Annotated in this window: 13 protein-coding genes; 6 read left to right on the forward strand and 7 right to left on the reverse strand. The window is 66.2% G+C overall.

The features are described 5' to 3' along the window. Positions 1-85 precede the first annotated feature (85 nt). Positions 86-3,451 carry a DNA polymerase III subunit alpha gene (locus ACIQ51_RS10855; RefSeq protein WP_396205061.1) on the forward strand — a complete coding sequence of 1,122 codons (3,366 nt, stop codon included), beginning with the start codon at positions 86-88 and terminating at the stop codon, positions 3,449-3,451. 278 nt (positions 3,452-3,729) lie between these two features. On the opposite strand, the gene ACIQ51_RS10860 is transcribed toward ACIQ51_RS10855, so the two are convergent. The 4 genes from ACIQ51_RS10860 to ACIQ51_RS10875 are packed head-to-tail and all read right to left on the reverse strand — an operon-like array spanning position 3,730 to position 7,923. Next, positions 3,730-5,283: a nitrogen regulation protein NR(II) gene (locus tag ACIQ51_RS10860; RefSeq protein ID WP_396205062.1), complete on the reverse strand. Its 1,554-nt coding sequence runs from the start codon at positions 5,281-5,283 to the stop codon at positions 3,730-3,732. Then, a complete protein-coding gene (locus ACIQ51_RS10865; RefSeq protein WP_396205063.1) occupies positions 5,280-6,767 on the reverse strand; it encodes an ATPase domain-containing protein in 1,488 nt (495 codons plus the stop codon). Before ACIQ51_RS10865 ends, ACIQ51_RS10860 begins: the two co-directional genes overlap by 4 nt. Next, on the reverse strand, positions 6,764-7,219 hold the full coding sequence (locus tag ACIQ51_RS10870; protein ID WP_396205064.1) for a hypothetical protein: 456 nt from the start codon (positions 7,217-7,219) through the stop codon (positions 6,764-6,766). Before ACIQ51_RS10870 ends, ACIQ51_RS10865 begins: the two co-directional genes overlap by 4 nt. After that, the gene (locus ACIQ51_RS10875; RefSeq protein ID WP_396205065.1) at positions 7,216-7,923 is read right to left on the reverse strand and encodes a LuxR C-terminal-related transcriptional regulator; all 708 of its coding nucleotides are present in this window, start codon (positions 7,921-7,923) and stop codon (positions 7,216-7,218) included. The genes ACIQ51_RS10870 and ACIQ51_RS10875 overlap by 4 nt, the downstream gene beginning before the upstream one ends. Positions 7,924-8,569: 646 nt before the next feature. Here ACIQ51_RS10875 and ACIQ51_RS10880 point away from each other — a divergent pair. Further along, complete coding sequence (locus ACIQ51_RS10880; RefSeq protein ID WP_396205066.1) at positions 8,570-11,203, forward strand: DPP IV N-terminal domain-containing protein; 2,634 nt, start codon at positions 8,570-8,572, stop codon at positions 11,201-11,203. A gap of 129 nt (positions 11,204-11,332) precedes the next feature. Here ACIQ51_RS10880 and ACIQ51_RS10885 read toward each other — a convergent pair whose 3' ends face one another. Continuing rightward, positions 11,333-11,545: a cold shock domain-containing protein gene (locus tag ACIQ51_RS10885; protein WP_291160622.1), complete on the reverse strand. Its 213-nt coding sequence runs from the start codon at positions 11,543-11,545 to the stop codon at positions 11,333-11,335. A 393-nt stretch (positions 11,546-11,938) separates the two neighbouring features. On the opposite strand from ACIQ51_RS10885, the gene ACIQ51_RS10890 reads away from it, so the two are divergent. The 3 genes from ACIQ51_RS10890 to ACIQ51_RS10900 all read left to right on the forward strand — a co-directional run bounded on the left by ACIQ51_RS10890 (position 11,939) and on the right by ACIQ51_RS10900 (position 13,803). Continuing rightward, positions 11,939-12,946, forward strand: coding sequence for an alpha/beta hydrolase (locus ACIQ51_RS10890; protein ID WP_396205067.1), 1,008 nt, complete (start codon positions 11,939-11,941; stop codon positions 12,944-12,946). Between the two features lie 97 nt (positions 12,947-13,043). After that, positions 13,044-13,247, forward strand: a complete 204-nt coding sequence (locus tag ACIQ51_RS10895; RefSeq protein ID WP_396205068.1) for a hypothetical protein — start codon at positions 13,044-13,046, stop codon at positions 13,245-13,247. Between the two features lie 13 nt (positions 13,248-13,260). Then, the gene (locus ACIQ51_RS10900) at positions 13,261-13,803 is read left to right on the forward strand and encodes a hypothetical protein (protein ID WP_396205069.1); all 543 of its coding nucleotides are present in this window, start codon (positions 13,261-13,263) and stop codon (positions 13,801-13,803) included. Between the two features lie 36 nt (positions 13,804-13,839). On the opposite strand, the gene ACIQ51_RS10905 is transcribed toward ACIQ51_RS10900, so the two are convergent. After that, positions 13,840-14,610 carry a DUF547 domain-containing protein gene (locus tag ACIQ51_RS10905; protein ID WP_396205070.1) on the reverse strand — a complete coding sequence of 257 codons (771 nt, stop codon included), beginning with the start codon at positions 14,608-14,610 and terminating at the stop codon, positions 13,840-13,842. A gap of 42 nt (positions 14,611-14,652) precedes the next feature. Here ACIQ51_RS10905 and ACIQ51_RS10910 point away from each other — a divergent pair, with 42 nt between their 5' ends. Further along, on the forward strand, positions 14,653-14,970 hold the full coding sequence (locus ACIQ51_RS10910; protein ID WP_396205071.1) for a hypothetical protein: 318 nt from the start codon (positions 14,653-14,655) through the stop codon (positions 14,968-14,970). On the opposite strand, the gene ACIQ51_RS10915 is transcribed toward ACIQ51_RS10910, so the two are convergent. After that, the coding region (locus ACIQ51_RS10915) for a CAAX prenyl protease-related protein (RefSeq protein ID WP_396205072.1) at positions 14,958-15,601 on the reverse strand (644 nt) is incomplete at its 5' end. The genes ACIQ51_RS10910 and ACIQ51_RS10915 overlap by 13 nt on opposite strands.

Here is a 15,601-nt window from a genome sequence, read left to right on the forward strand (position 1 = left end):
GAGGTACCTGCAAGGATAACGCGCGGACGGGTCTTCGGGTTCAGCCGACGCCCCGGCCTTATTTTCGGTGTATATTCGGTATCTGATGCCTTCCCCCGGATACGCCGAACTCCATTGCCATTCCGCCCTCTCCCTGCTCGACGGCGCCTCCCTCCCGGAGACGCTCGCCGAACAGGCGGCCGCTTTGGGCTACCCTGCCCTCGCCCTCACCGACCACGACGACATGGGGGGCGTGGTCCGCTTCGGCACCGCCTGTGAGGCCGTGGGCATCGGCGGGATTCTGGGCGCCGAACTCACGGTGCGCATGCCCGACCTGGGAGGGCGTGGCGGTGAACGCTCTACGCACCTTGTGCTGCTGGCCGAAACGCGGGAGGGCTATCGCAACATTGCTTCACTCGTCACACGGGCCCGCATGGACAGTGAACGTGGACGGGCGAGCGTACCGTGGGCGCTCGTCACGCGCCATGTGGAGGGGGTAACCGCGCTCACCGGTTGTCCCCGTGGCTGGATTCCGCAACTGCTCGCCGAAGAGCGTCCCGACGAGGCATGGACCGCCGCGTGCGAACTACGCGACGTGTTCGGCACGCACCTCGCCATCGAGTGCTGGGATCATCGCCTGCCGGAAGAGCGCGTACTCGTGAACCGGCTGCGCCCGTTGGCCGCGCGCCTCGGGGTGCCGTGGGTGGTCACTAACAACGTGCACTACGCCACCCCCGATGCGCGTATCGTGCACGACGTCCTATGCACACTCCGTCACGAGCGCACGCTCGATACCATGGGCACACGCCTCAAGCCCAATGCGGAGTGGGCGCTCAAGAGCGTGAAGCGCATCTACCAGCGCTGGCGCGGTGCGGAGGAAGGCGTGCACGCATCGGTCGTCATCGCCGAGCGGTGTGCCTTCCGGCTGCAGCAGCTCAAACCCGGTATGCCGGCGTTTCCACTGCCGCCGGGCGTGACGGCACAGGAGTATCTCGCCCGCCTCGTCGAACAGGGCGCGTACGAGCGCTGGGGGACCGCGCGGACCCTCAAGCACGAGCGCCAGCTCGCGCATGAACTGGGCATGATCCGCAAGCTGGATCTCGCGGGGTTCTTTCTCATCGTGTGGGACATCGTGCGTTTCGCGCGGCGCGAGGGGATTCTCTGCCAGGGGCGCGGCTCCGCCGCCAACTCCGCGGTGTGCTACTGCCTCGGCATCACCGCCGTCGATCCCATTCGTATGGAGCTCCTCTTCGAGCGGTTCCTGAGTGAGGAGCGCAAGGAGCCCCCCGACATCGATATCGATTTCGCGCACCGCGATCGCGAGCGCGTGCTGCAGTACGTGTACAACCGCTATGGTCGCGAGCACGCCGCCATGGTCTGCGAGCAGATCACCTGGCGCGGACGCAGTGCCGTGCGCGATGCCGCACGTGTACTGGGGTTCAGCACCACCCAGGCGGATATGCTGGCAGCCCTGAGCGACCGCTTCAGTGCGAAGAGCACGGCCGAGGCCCTGGGTGTGGACGTAGCGGACAACGGAAGCGACAACGACGGGAGTAGCGGTACCGACGCCACGACCACCCGCGCTGGGACCAGTGGGCGCGACCTGCTGCAGCGCGCGGGGCTCGACCCGAACGATCCGCGCGTACGGCAGCTCGCCCACGTGGTGAACGGATTGCACGCGCTGCCGCGTCATCGCTCCATCCACGTGGGGGGCTTCATCCTCACCGAGGAGCCACTGGGCTCCGTCGTGCCACTCGAACCCGCGTCGATGCCGGGGCGCACGGTCATTCAGTGGGAAAAGGACGACCTCGATCCCGTGGGGCTCGTGAAGATCGATCTGCTCGGCCTGGGCATGCTCACCGTGGTCCAGGACTCCCTGCTCTACCTTCGCCACACCCGCGGGGTGAACGTGGACCTTGGGCAGCTCGACATGAGCGATCAGGCCGTATACGACGTCATGTGCCGTGCCGATACCGTGGGGCTCTTCCAGATCGAGAGCCGTGCGCAGATGAACACGCTGCCGCGCCTCAAGCCGCGCTGCTTCTACGACCTGGTGGTGGAGGTCGCGCTTATCCGCCCGGGGCCCATTCAGGGCGAGATGGTGCACCCCTACCTGCGTCGTCGTGCGGGGCTCGAGCCCATCACCTATCCCCACCCCAGCGTGGAGCACGTGCTGCGCCGCACGCTCGGCGTCCCACTCTTTCAGGAGCAGGGGATGCAGGTGGCGATCGCCGCCGCTGGCTTCACACCGGGGCAGGCCGATGTGCTGCGCCGTGCTATGGGACACAAGCGTTCACGCGAGCGCATGGCCGCGATCTGCGAAGAGCTCATCGCCGGCATGGCACGTAACGGCATTCCCGAGGAGACCGCCCGGCGCATTTACAACCAGATCAACGCCTTCGCGGATTACGGCTTTCCCGAGAGTCACGCCGCGAGCTTCGCGCTCATCGTGTATGCCACGGCGTGGTTGCGGCACTACTACGCTCCTGAGTATCTGTGCGCGATCCTCAACGCGCAGCCCATGGGGTTCTACTCACCAGGCACACTCATCGAGGACGCAAAGCGCCACGGGGTGGAGGTGCGCCCCCTCGATCTCACGAAGAGCGTCTGGGATCACAGCCTCGAGCTGTCTGATGGCCGTACCCTCATCCCCAACGACGGCACTGTGCATTGGGGCACACGGACCACTGACACCTGTGACTCAGCACTGAACACTCCCCACCCCCCACGCGAGGCCTGTGCCGTCCGCCTCGGCATCCGCCTCGTGCGCGGCTTGGGCGCCCGCGCACGCCAAAGCCTCGAAGCCGCGCTGCGCCACGGCCCCTTCACCAGCATCGAGAATGCCGTGCAGCGCGTGACCCTCGACACGGCCGCGTGGCGTCGGTTGGCCGAAGCCGGCGCGTTCGACCGTATGTTCGCGCACGAGCCGCCCGAGCGCCGGCGCCGTGCCGCATTGTGGGAGGTCATGGCCGCCACGCGTGGCCCGGAACTGCCACTCGCACCACGTGTGAGGTCGGCAGCGGATCGCGCCGCCTCATTGCCTGCGCACACCCCGGTGGAGCTCACCGAAGCCGACTTCCGCATGACGGGGCTGTCCCTCGCAGGGCACCCCATGAAGCACGTGCGTGCACATCTCGCGCTGAATGGCGTACTCACCGCACGCGAAGCGCACGACATTGGCAAGGACGGACAGCCGGTGGCGGTGGCGGGGCTGGTGATCTGCCGTCAGCGCCCCGGTACCGCCAAGGGCTTCGTCTTTCTCACGCTCGAAGACGAGACGGGGATGATCAACATCGTCATCACCCCCGATCGCTTCGCGCAGCATGCGCTGCTCATTTCGAGCACGCCGCTGCTGCTCATTCGCGGCACGCTACAGGTTGAGCAGCAGGTGGTGAACGTGCGGGCGAAGCAGTTCCGCGCTCTCGAGCTTGGTGGCGGTGAGCAGTACGCGAAGGGGCACAACTATCGGTGACCCCCCATTACTCTGGTGCACGTTCGGCGCTACACTTGGCGTATGGACCCACGCGCACGGAGCGGTACATGAAGGGCGGAAAGGGAGGGACGGGGCGCAAGCATCCACCGTCGCAAAAGGTGGAAAAGTCGCGAAACCCGCACGACGGTCCCAAGCGTGGTGCTCCAAAGAAAGATTGGGGGGCCGTCGAGCGCGATCCGGCCACCGCACGCCCCCTGACGAAAGGCCCTGCCCCGCAGGGGCTCCCGCGCTCCGCCGGACGCTGAGGGAGGCAACCCTCAGGAGGTCGTCAGCTCGGCGGCGCCTCGTTCCTCGAGGAGCGCTTGTACACGATTGATCAGCGTATGCTCCGAGATTGGCGGAGCAAGCCAATGGATACCACGTGGATCAGGGCGTGATGGCTCCGTCCCGTGCGGCGGGAGCGTGGGAGCGCCATCGAGGATCAGCATCGGCACACCGGGCCATTGCGCACGCCATCGACGCGAGAGGCGTGGCGCCTTGCGATGAATCCCGGCGCTCATCACGACGAGCGCCGGTGCCCCCACATGCCTGACCACTTCGAACAGCTCGGCTTCGGAGCGCACGAGCAGCACACGATTGCCGAGGTCTTCGAGCCCACGCACCGCCGTGGCGTGCGCTCCGTCTGTGTCATCGACCAGAATGATCGGACGAGGCGCAGCGTGCGGCACCGACGCCGGCACCGCTTCTCCGACGAGGGGGGGATTGTCACCTAGCCGGAACCAGCACACGAACGTCGAGCCGGCGCCGGGACTACTCGAAAAGGTGAGAAATGCGCCATTCTGTCGAAGCAAGCCTTCCACGACAGCGAGCCCGAGGCCGTTACCCTCACCGACAGGCGACGTGGTGAAGAACGGCGTGAACATCTGCATCTGATCCGCCGAGTCCACTCCGGTTCCCGTATCACGTACTTCGAGCGTGATGTATCGTCCGCGATCGATCCGTCGACCGTCTGTCGAGCGGCGAGGAGTCGGCAGGGTAGTGCCGGCGACAAACACCACGATTCGCCCGCCGGCTCGTGTCGCCGCGCGCGCGTTGGAGACCAGGGCGGCCAGCAGCTCGCGCAGTTGGCGGGGATCGATCAGGACCGCGTCGACCGCTTCCGTGACGACCGAGATCCGCCCCAGCAGGTCGGCGTCCTGCGCCCCAAGCTCCTGCAGGGCAACCCGCGCCAGTGCATCGAGATGCACCGGCTCTCTCACCTGTGGCAGGACCCCCGCGAACTGCATCAGCTGCCGTGTGATGTCGGCCGCTTCATCCGTCGCACGGATGATCTCGTCGACATCAAGCCGCTGCTCGTGCGTCAGGGGGCCGTCCCCGAGGAATTCCGTAAAGCCGCGAACGATTTGGAGGCGGTTGTTGATGGTATGCGCCACGCCACCGGCAATGCGCGTGGCCACGGCGCGTGCCTCCGCGGCGTACTGCTGCCGAAGCTCCTCGAGGACCTTGTGTGCCGCGGTGTGGTGCGCGCGCAGATCATGCACCCACACACAGACGGCTGATTGCCCGTCGTCGAGCACGATCATCTGGGCGTGGGCCTCGACCTCGCGGATCGATCCATCGAGGGCGTACAGTCGCTCGGGCACAAACAGCGACGTTTCCGGAGGCGGCGTACCGGATGTCAGCTGGCGCTCGACCCATTTGAGGTGCGGGTATTCGAGCAGGCGCCCAATGGGCCACCCGATCACGTCATCGCGCCGGGCCGCTCCGACGAGCCGAAGGACCGCCGCGTTGACGTCGAGAATATGCTCGCCGTCATGCACGATGATGCCATCGGGTGACTCGTCGAACACCTTCGCGAGCATGGAGGTCATGGGATCGGGTGGCGCCTCCTCATCGGCGTACCCGTCATGATGGCTTCGTAGTCCTTGAGGTTGTCGCCGAGCGACACCCCTTGCGCCGTTGACGAGTAGAGGCGGAACGCCCGACTGTGATCGCTCCCCCGCATCTTCACCACCAGCAACGCCTTCAGGAGTTCGCCTTCAATCTCTACATAGCGCTGGCTGAGCACGATATCGGTGAGGAACGACACCCGATACCCAGTCAAGGTCGCTCGCTCCTGGGTCTCGAGTTCGACGGTGGAGAACATCGTGACGCCAAGGCTGGTGAGCGTGCCGATAAGCCGATAGAGGGACTCGCGGAAGTCCTCCCGGAACGTCGGCGCCAGTGCCATCTCGAATCCGTTGATGGAGTCGATCACGACGCGACTTGCACCGATGTCCTGTACGGCCCGATTGATTTCCTGTAGCGTTTCGTCGACCGACAGATCGAGCGGTCGCAGATAGATCACCCGGAGCGTGCCCGCTTCAATCGCCTTGGCGAACGTGGTGCTGAAGCGCGCCGCACGCGCGAGATACACGTCCGGACGTTCCTCGAACACGGCGACGACCGCCGCTTCACCAGCCTCCAGGCCGGCTTGCACGAAGTGCATGGCGAAGGTCGTCTTGCCGGATCCCGTCGGACCGGCGAGCACCAGGGAGTCACCCGCCGGGATGCCGCCGCCCATCATGTCATCGAGCCCGGCAATCCCCGAGGAGAGGCGACGCAGTGCGGTCGGCCGGCTGATGGCGTGTTGAATCGGCACGCGAGGGAAGACCTGCACCCCCGCGGTCGTGATCTTGAGCGTATGCAGTCCGGGCATGTGCGACACGCCTCGCGACTTCACCACCTGCAGCTTCCGCACGACCGAATTGCGCTCGACGTCCTGGGTCAGCCAGAAAATGCCGTCCGCGACCGTGAAGACCGGATTGCGCAGCTCCTGCTGCTGGTACTCCCCGATCAGGAGCGAGGTAACGTCCCAGGTGGTCAGGTGCAGGGCCAGGCGCTGGACGAACCGTTCGAGCTCACCGTGGGGGGCCTCCACAGGCACGGCGTGGACGAGCGAGCGGAACGAATCCACCGCGACCATCCCGGGGCGCAAGGCATCCACTTCGTGGACGATCCGCGCCAGCACCGCATCGAGATCTCCCCCCAGCGCCTCCTCACTTAGATTGAGGAAGTGCACACGCTGCCCGACGGCGGCTTCGTCGAAAAAGTCGAAGCACTGCTGATAGCGCAACATCTTGAGCGAGGTCTCACCAAGGAGCGTGATGAACAACCCCGGCCGTTCCTTCGTGGCGGTCGCGAACAGCAGCTGCATGGCCAGCGTCGTTTTACCGGAACCCGGCCCTCCGGCGACCAGATTGAACGAGAGTGCCGGCAGCCCTCCACCGAGCACCGCATCGAGCCCGGGCACGCCCGTCGCCAACAACGTCAGGGCATGTGCAGCATCGGCAGACGACATCGTGGTATTCTTCATGATGAGAGATCCTTGGGCTCCGTGCCGACGGCACCAGACAGTGCTGGGGTGCCGCTTTGCTCCATGAGCCGAATGGCCATATTGTCTCCGATGATGTCACCGAGCCGGCGCATCATGGCGATCAGGAGCGCTTGCACTGCCGCATGCAAGGCGCTGGGATCGAGCTGGGCGACATCGGCGGCGTGGCTGGTCGTGATGACCGAATCGACCGTCGGTTCCCCTCCGAAATCGGGGAGGCGTGCCAGAATCGGATGCGCCTCGACACTCTCCGCGATGGCCCGCGAAAGCAGCGAGGCAAACCCCTCGGCACCGATCCAGCGACGCAGCCCCACATCGATGACCGCAAAGAGTTTTTCGGTCAGCGTGGACGCATCAGCGTTTGGATCACGCGCAAGGGCCTGCTGCCAGAGCCGCTCCGCCACCGCGAGCATGCGCTGCTCCCGGGCGATCATGGACGCCCTCTCGCCGCGCGCGCAAGAGCCACGACCTCGAGACGACTGCGCAGCGAAAGTTTCTCGAGAATGTTGTGCACGTGGCTCTTCACAGTGTGAATCGCGATACGGAGACGGGCGGCGATTTCCTTGTTGCTCAGGCCCTCCCCCAGCAGTGCAGTGATCTCGCGTTCGCGGGAAGTGAGCACCACGCTCTCCTCAAGGGCAGCGGAAAGCGCGGCGCGTTCGCGAACGAGCTGCGTGAACAGGGAGGAGGTAAGTTCCGCTGGCAAGAAGTATTCCCCGCTGGCGACACGATGGATCGTGGCCACGGTCGCGCTGGCAGTGGCTTCCCGCGTCAGAAAGGCGGTCGCCCCGGCACTCACGAGATCCGCAAGGCCGTCGTACGGCGCCACGATGCCCACGATGATTATACCTGCGGTCGGGATGAACCGCCGCAATTGGGCGCAATTGAATGTGGTGTCGTCGCTGCCCGCACCGGCGTCGAGGAGAAGCGCGCTCGGCGCACCGGTGGCGACATCGTCCCGAAGGGCGGCCACCTCACTAACGGCCCGCTGGATCACCACCGAGGGATGACCTGCCAGCAGGGCACACAGTGCGTCACGGCGATGTTCGTCGGCCGCCACAATCGCCACCGGGAGCGGTGGCACCACCCGGTCACCCTGGTCGTTCCGGCCAGCGGCGACCTCCCAATCGGCATCCATTGCATGTCCGTCTCCACGTGTGCGGGCGAGCCGCCTGCCGTCGAGACCTTCGCGGGTCGGACGGTCGCCCTCAACCATTAGGAGAACAAGTTACCCACGACGCGGATGATGCGCAGCAGCCCGGCGTGAGCCAGGCGGACATGTCACGGCCCACCGTCAATCCGCCGCCCTGGTGCGCCGAGCTCATCGATCACGTGTCGTGTCGATGGCACCGCTCCGTTCGGCGCCGTTCGTCTCGCGGCGCGCGACGCCACCGTCTCGCCCGCCGGCGGTGCGGCCTCGGGCCACGTGCCTTTGAGAAAACCGTTCATGAATGCCATGCGATCGTACATGCCACAGGCCTCGTACCGGGGTGGGCGACCTCGACTCGCGTGGAGACGAATCATGGTCCTCAGGCATACCTCGGACGCCGAGGTGTAGGGCGGGCCGCACCCTGAGTGTAGTCCGGACTGGAGCATACCGATATCGCTCCTAGGATTGAGATGTGCCCGGCCCGGGTGGTCGACCGTGGCGCTCCCGGCGGTACGTCCCGCCGGTGTGCGCCACGCTCACTGGGCCGCGCCCTACAAGCCGAGCCTGCTCCCTCAACGCCGCTTCGCGCCGGAGAGTAAATACAGGGTATTCTCACCCACTGGAGGCTTGCTCCATGTCGTTCCCCACCCGTCGCCTCGCCAGTGCGCTCCTGCTGCTCGGCGCCGCGACGTCTTCCCTCCAGGCCCAGCTCGCCGCGCCGACGGGCCAGCCCGACGAAGCCCGCCCCAACAAGGCGAACTGGGCTCTGGCCAACCGATTTGGTACCGGGGCGCTGCGCAGCGTCACGTACACCTTCGGCGTGCAGCCGCGCTTCCTTGGGAAGTCCGACACGATGTACTACAACTGGCGTGACCGAAGCGGCTCGCGCTTCATGCTGTACGTGCCCTCCCCGGCCGGCGGTACCAAGCGCGCGCTCTTCGATCCAGCCAAGATGGCGGAGCAGCTGACGCTGCTCAGCAAGAAGCCCTACGACGCCACGAACCTGCCCTTCCAGGCCATCACGTTCCTCAAGAGCCACAAGGCGTTCCGCTTCACGGTGGACACGGTGCGCTACGAGTGGACGCTGGCAAGCGAAAGCCTCAAGTCGCTGGGCCGCGTGCAGCGCAACGCACCGCCGCCGGCCGACGAGGAGCGTGATACGCAGGGGGGCGGCTTCGGTGGCGGCGGTGGCGGTGGATTCGGCGGTGGTGCCGCCGGCCGCGACTTCAAGAACTATGCGCCCGACAGCACCGTGTTTGTCTTCGCGCGCGCCCACAACCTGTTCCTGGTGGACGTCAAGAAGGGCGACACCACGAAGATCAGCACCGACGGCGCTGAGGATTATTCCTTTGGCGCGCGGGACACGACGGAGAACCGTCGCCAGCTCAACGCCCTCAGCGGCGGTGGCGGACAGCAGAACGACGGCGAAGAAACGGAGGAGAACGACGCGAACAGCCGCGACATGCGCGTGCGTCCCAACGTGATCTGGTCCCCGGACTCGAAGAGTTTTGCCTTCGTGCGCCGCGACCAGCGCAAGGTCAAGGACCTGTTCCTCGTGAACGTGCTGGCCAACCCGCGCCCCGTGCTGCTGCACTACAAGTACACGATGCCCGGCGAGGAAAACGTCACACAGAACGAGCTGTGGCTCTATCGCCGTGGAGATGCCGCGATCAAGCAGGTCAACGTGCGCAAGTGGAAGGACCAGTCGCTGCAGGATCTGCACTGGCCGGTAAGCGGCGACAAGCTGCGCCTCGTGCGCCGTGATCGTCCCCAGCGCAGCGTGGACTTCATCGAGCTCGACGTCGCCACCGGCGCCATCAAGACGCTGCTCACCGACGCCATCGAAGGCGCCGCCCTCGAGCCGAAGCCGGTACGCTATCTCGCCAAGGGTGGGGAGTTCCTCTGGTGGTCGCAGAAGACCGGCTGGGGGATGTTCTACGTGTACGGTTTCGACGGCGGCGAGAAGCGCGCGCTTACCACGGGCCAGTGGAACGCCAACAGCATCGTGAAGATCGACTCCACCACGAAGCAGGTGTGGGTCTCCGGTCAGGGGCGCGAACCCGGCGAACAGCTGTACCAGACGCACCTCTACCGCGTGAACGGCGACGGCACGGGCTTCACGCTGCTCGACGCCGGCAACGCGCACCACGCGCTCACGCTGGGCGAGAATGGCACGCCCAGCATCGTGTCGCCGAGCGGACGCTATGTGTACGACACGTACTCCCGCATGGACCAGACGCCGGTGTCGGTGGTACGTGACGGCCTCACGGGCCGGGTGCTCACGAAGCTCGAAGAGATGGACGTGTCCAAGCTCAAGGAGCTCGGGTGGAAGCCCGCCGAACCGTTCTCGGTGAAGGCGGCCGACGGCGTCACGGAGCTCTACGGCAACGTCTTCAAGCCGTTCGATTTCGATAGCACCAAGCGGTACCCCGTGATTCACTACGTGTATCCGGGCCCGCAGACGGAAGCGGTAACCACCGGCTTCAGCGTGGGGGGGGGCCAGATGCAGCTCGCGCAGCTGGGCTTCATCGTGGTGCAGGTGGGACATCGCGGCGGCTCGCCGCTCCGCTCCCTTGCCTATCACCGCTACGGCTACGGCAACCTCCGCGACTACGCACTCGCCGACAAGAAGGCGGCGCTCGAGCAGCTGGCGGCGCGCCACAAGTACATCGATCTCGACAAGGTGGGCATCTACGGCCACTCCGGTGGCGGCTTCCTCACCGCGGCCGCGATGCTGCTCCCGCCCTACAACGAGTTCTTCAAGGTAGGCTGGTCGGAGTCGGGCAATCACGACAACAACATCTACAACCAGAACTGGAGCGAGTGGAACCACGGCGTACGGGTCGTGGCGAAGAACGACAGCGCGCGTGGCGGTGCCAGGGCGGGAGCGGCTGGCGCGCAGCGTCGCGGCGGCCCCGGTGCCGGCAACGGCGTTGGTGCCTCGCGTGAAGTGGTGCAGGACTCGACGAACATCGACAACGTGCGCTTCGAGATCCGCGTCCCCACCAACGACGAACTCGCGGCCAACCTGAAGGGCAACCTCGCCCTCGTTACGGGTGACCTCGACAACAACGTGCATCCGGGCGGCACCATCCGCCTGGCCAATGCGCTGATCAAGGCCAACAAGCGCTTCGACTACTACGTGTACCCCGGCGAGCCGCACGGGTACCGCGGCGCGGTGGGCACGTACAATCAGCGCATGCTGATGGAGTACTTCGCCGAACATCTCCTTGGCGACTACTACCGCGGCAACGGCGAGATCAAGTAAGCGTCGGACATGAACACGAAGGGCCGCCCGGTGCATCGGGCGGCCCTTCGTGCATGGCGCGAGGCGAAAAACCAACGGGCCACCAGTCCGAAGACTGGTGGCCCGTTGTCAGTTCGCTGAAGTCGCGGCTTAGCCGCGGAGCTTCACGACCTGCTCGGCCGCGGGGCCCTTCTGGCCCTGCACGATGTCGAATTCGACACGCTCGCCCTCGGCCAGCGTGCGGAAACCGCCGCCCTGGATGGCCGAGTGGTGAACGAAGCAATCCTTCGAGCCGTCATCGGGCGTGATGAAACCGAAGCCCTTGGCGTCGTTGAACCACTTCACCTTGCCGGTCGTACGCATGGCACTGCTCCTGTTGCTGTGTGTTCGGAGTCCGGCCCTGCCGTACGCACCGAGCACGCATGTTGATTCGCGGACCGTTCCCCCGCGCGGGTTAGTCGACGTCGTGCAACGTCGGCCAAGCATCGGATCGTGAAGTGAGTCCACGAGAAAGGGACCCGCGTTCAGCCAGGTCCCCGAAGTCGCCTGCTACTGCGTTTCCCGCGCCGTGGCGCCCCCTTCATTATCCGAAAGCTCCTAGACGTTAGCGCGGCCAGTTTCAGCCGTCAACACTGAAGTTGTGGGAGGCGGGTCACGCCGGAGTCACACCCGCGCCGGGGACGTCTGGACGGCCCACCGCACTACCTGCATGTTGGCGGCATGCTTTGGAATCAGTGCCGTTCCCGCCCCCGGAGTTTGCCTGCTCACGCGAACCGCCGCAGGGAGTCCGCCCGCGCGCGCCGCCACCAGAGACTACTGCCGGTAGCGCTGGCGCTGACCATCGGGTGGCCGTCGCTCGCCGCCGGGCAGTCCACGGCCCCGGTATCGCCCGGGCACGTACGCCTCCTCCGCGCCGGCGACGTGGATACCATGGCCGTCGGTGACCCCGGGGTCCGCATCGCCTACGGTGCCGATTCGCTCCAGTTCGGGGTGTTGCGGCTGCCCGGCGTGACGGGGAAAGCGCGTGTACCTCTGGTGATCGTGATCCACGGCGGCTGTTGGACTTCCTCGTTCGCCACGATCAGCAATACCTCACCGCTGGCCGACGCGCTCCCCCGGCATGGCGTGGCCACCTGGAACGTGGAGTACCGCCGGGCCGACCACCCTGGGGGCGGGTGGCCGGGCACTTTCCTCGATGTGGCTCGCGCCACCGACTACGTGCGCACGCTCGCCCGCCACCATCCGATCGACACCACCCGGGTGGTCGTGGCAGGGCACTCCGCGGGAGGCCACTTGGCGCTCTGGCTGGCGGCCCGACCGGGGCTTCCCGCGTCGAGCCCACTCGCAACCGCCAGCGACCGGCCCCTCGCGCTCCGCGGCGTGGTGTCGATGGGTGGCATCGCCGATCTCGCGGAATTCGCCGGACGTTCGCGCTCCGGCTGCAGCGTCGGTGCGGTACGACTGCTGGGCGGGGAGCCCGCTGCCTTTCCCGAGCGCATTGCACAGGGCTCCCCGATGGCGATGCTCCCGCTCGGTGTCCCGTCGGTGCACGTGGCCGGTGATCAGGACGGCATCGCCCCCCTGGCCGTTCGGGAAGCCTTCGCCGCGGCCGCCACACGCGCCGGCGACCGCGCCACCGTCGAGCGGGTCGACGGCGGGCACTTCGAGGTGATCGCCCCATCCACGACGCCGGGCAGGCGTGTCGTATCGCTCATCCTCGAGCGGCTCGGCATGGCACCCGTAGACGCGCGGCCGCCACGGTGAGCAATGCATCCGTGTCGATTTCCCCAACCGGCTCTTTACAGGGTTCTCCTCGCGCCGCAACGTGAAGCGGGAGCCGTCTCCCCGTGATCGCCCTCCCATGTCGCCCCACACGGAGCACACGCAGATGAAGGACAACCAGCTCAAATCGTTGCTCAAGAAGACGCAGGCCAAGGCCGCGCAGGTGAAGAAGCCCGCGGCACAGGGATACGACCCCACCCTGCAGGCCACGCGCGGCAACATCGAACGCGACGACTCGGAAGCCAAGGAAATCTTCAAGGAAATGAAGCGCCGCGAGTTCTGAGCCAGGAAGGGTCATGAGCACATCGTTTCGAACGATCAGCGCCGGCGCACTCGCCTGCGCGCTCGCCTTCACGGTCGCCGTGCTCCCGGCGTGCAACGCCTCCGATGCGCCGGTGTCGGACAGCGTAGCCGCCGAGGGCCAATCCTCCGCAACCGGCCGCATGGCCGCGGGCGCCAGCGCGCAAGGGACCTGGCAGGATGGCGACGAAACCGTTGCCTGGGCCAGCCAAGTAGAGCGCAGTGCGATCGCCGAGATCAGCGAACACGTGACCTTTGGCACCGACGGGAAGGCCGAGCGCGTGCTGCACTTCACGCAGGACGGCGCCTTGTCGGGCTATCGTGAAACGCGCACCCAGACGGTGCAGCAACCGGACCGGAGCCCGGCACCCATGACGGTGCAGATCAGCATGGCCTTCGCCGGCGACTCGCTCACCGCGCAGCGCAAGACGGTCGACAGCGCCGAGGTGCCCATCCGTCCGTACGAAATCGACAACATCCGGCGGCATGCGCGCGCCATATTTGACCACGTGCGCACCAAGACCCCGGCGCAGCGCTGACCGCATGACCGTGACGCGTGGCGACCTGATGATTCGTCAGCGCGGCTTCATGATGTTGAGCGACCAGTCGTATTCGCGCGGAAAGAGAATGGCCTTGCCCTCGAAGAGACGATCGCGCTGTTTCTCGTCCGTGCGCAGGGTGATGTAGGGTGCCAGCGCCTGCACCAGTTCCTTGCGCGACGAGGCAAAATCCCGCTCGTAGGCCGCGAAGATCTGGTTCACCCCGAGGACGCCCTTGCGGTACCAGGTACGCGTGGTGTCGGAGAGCAGCCGCCGCGCCTGATCCTCCAGTTGCGACTCGAGGCGCTCGCCGGTGTACGCCTCGCTGCGCAGGGGCGGGGCGCCCATGCTCCCCGGCACCACGGCGTAGTGCACGCGGGGCTCGTGAAACTGCTTGCGCAAGATCCGGTGCAGTACTTCATCGAGCGTGTACGTCCGACCGGCCGCATGCACCAGCCGTTCGTTCCACGGTCCCTTGAGCCTGAGGAAGCCGAGCGTGGGGTTGATCCGGCGAATGGACTGCCGCTCACCGTGTTGCACGATCAACTGGATGGTGTACGCGTTGTACACATTGAGCCAGAAGGCGATCTGCTCGGCCTCGTCCATCGAGGCCACGGGCGCTTTGCCGAGCGCGGCGAGGTAGCGGGGAAAGGCCGGCGCCTTCGCGAACGCGTCGTAGTCCACCAGCCCGTTGCGCACATGCGCGGCCAACAGGCTATCGAATGGCGCATGGTTGAAGCGCGCCGTGGCGCCCAGCGGCACCTGTGCGCCGCCCCGCACAACCGTTGCCGTCAGGAGACATCCCACCGCAACCACTACACGAACCCCGAACCGCATTATCGTTCACCCATGTCGACGGACTGGTTGCTTGGCACGTGGCGCCTCATGCGCGCCGATCCTGCACTCGATTTTGCGCCCGGCGTGCGCATGGAGTTCCTCCCCGCCGGGGTGTTGCGGTACCACGTGGATGTGGGCGGCAAGGACCAGGTGATCGAACTCGTGTACCGCGTAGACGGTGACACGCTGCACACCGACAATCCCGCGGCGCCACACTCCATGTCGGTACGCATCGTGCACGGGCACGGCGACGTACTCCTGCTCGACTTCGCCGGCCCGCAGGCACTGCTCGTGCGTGAAGCCGAGGTACCGCGCGCTCACATCCAGTAGGCGTACTGCTTCGTGACCAATACGAACCCCGCCAGCGCGGCGTTGGTCACGGCGTGCACCAGCACGAGATCTCCGAGCGACCGCGTCTTCCACATCCACCCGTTGTAGATCAGCCCACACAGCAGCCCCACGTCCCAGAAGGGGCCATGTTCGCTGGCGAAAAGCAGCGCGGTGCCCACGAACGCCACGGTGGTGTAGCTGCCGAGCGGCACCTTCGACCACTCCGTGTGCACGATCCAGCGCGGCAGGAATCCGCGCCAGAACAGCTCTTCGAGAATCGGCACCAGAATCGCGGCGCGGAACACGCGCAGCGACACCACCAGCGGGTCGGCCAGCTCGTTGGCCGGGATACTCGTGGTGATCGTTCCGGTCACGCTGTTCTGGAACAGCCAGTGCGAGCGGTAGGCCGAAAACAGCTGGTCCGGTGCGATCCAGATCACGAACACGCCAAGGCCGATGAGCACGCTCGGCAGCACGTGCCGCACGCGAAGCGAGACGATTAGGTCGCGCGAGACCGCCAGCAGCACCGCCAGCAGCACCGCCACGCGCGCCACCGATTCCCACGGTTGAGGAATGGCCAGACTCGGCCCGAGGGCCAACCATGCCATAAACACCGCAAAAGGGGCAACCC

The sequence above is a fragment of the Gemmatimonas sp. genome, assembly GCF_044344655.1.
In the GTDB taxonomy this organism is placed as follows: domain Bacteria; phylum Gemmatimonadota; class Gemmatimonadetes; order Gemmatimonadales; family Gemmatimonadaceae; genus Gemmatimonas.

Bases quoted from the DNA above. Each gene is read 5' to 3' on its own strand.
- ACIQ51_RS10855 (WP_396205061.1), top strand. From the start codon at position 86: ATGCCTTCCCCCGGATACGCCGAACTCCATTGCCATTCCGCCCTCTCC.
- ACIQ51_RS10860 (WP_396205062.1), bottom strand. From the start codon at position 5,283: ATGACCTCCATGCTCGCGAAGGTGTTCGACGAGTCACCCGATGGCATC.
- ACIQ51_RS10865 (WP_396205063.1), bottom strand. From the start codon at position 6,767: ATGAAGAATACCACGATGTCGTCTGCCGATGCTGCACATGCCCTGACG.
- ACIQ51_RS10870 (WP_396205064.1), bottom strand. From the start codon at position 7,219: ATGATCGCCCGGGAGCAGCGCATGCTCGCGGTGGCGGAGCGGCTCTGG.
- ACIQ51_RS10875 (WP_396205065.1), bottom strand. From the start codon at position 7,923: ATGGATGCCGATTGGGAGGTCGCCGCTGGCCGGAACGACCAGGGTGAC.
- ACIQ51_RS10880 (WP_396205066.1), top strand. From the start codon at position 8,570: ATGTCGTTCCCCACCCGTCGCCTCGCCAGTGCGCTCCTGCTGCTCGGC.
- ACIQ51_RS10885 (WP_291160622.1), bottom strand. From the start codon at position 11,545: ATGCGTACGACCGGCAAGGTGAAGTGGTTCAACGACGCCAAGGGCTTC.
- ACIQ51_RS10895 (WP_396205068.1), top strand. From the start codon at position 13,044: ATGTCGCCCCACACGGAGCACACGCAGATGAAGGACAACCAGCTCAAA.
- ACIQ51_RS10900 (WP_396205069.1), top strand. From the start codon at position 13,261: ATGAGCACATCGTTTCGAACGATCAGCGCCGGCGCACTCGCCTGCGCG.
- ACIQ51_RS10910 (WP_396205071.1), top strand. From the start codon at position 14,653: ATGTCGACGGACTGGTTGCTTGGCACGTGGCGCCTCATGCGCGCCGAT.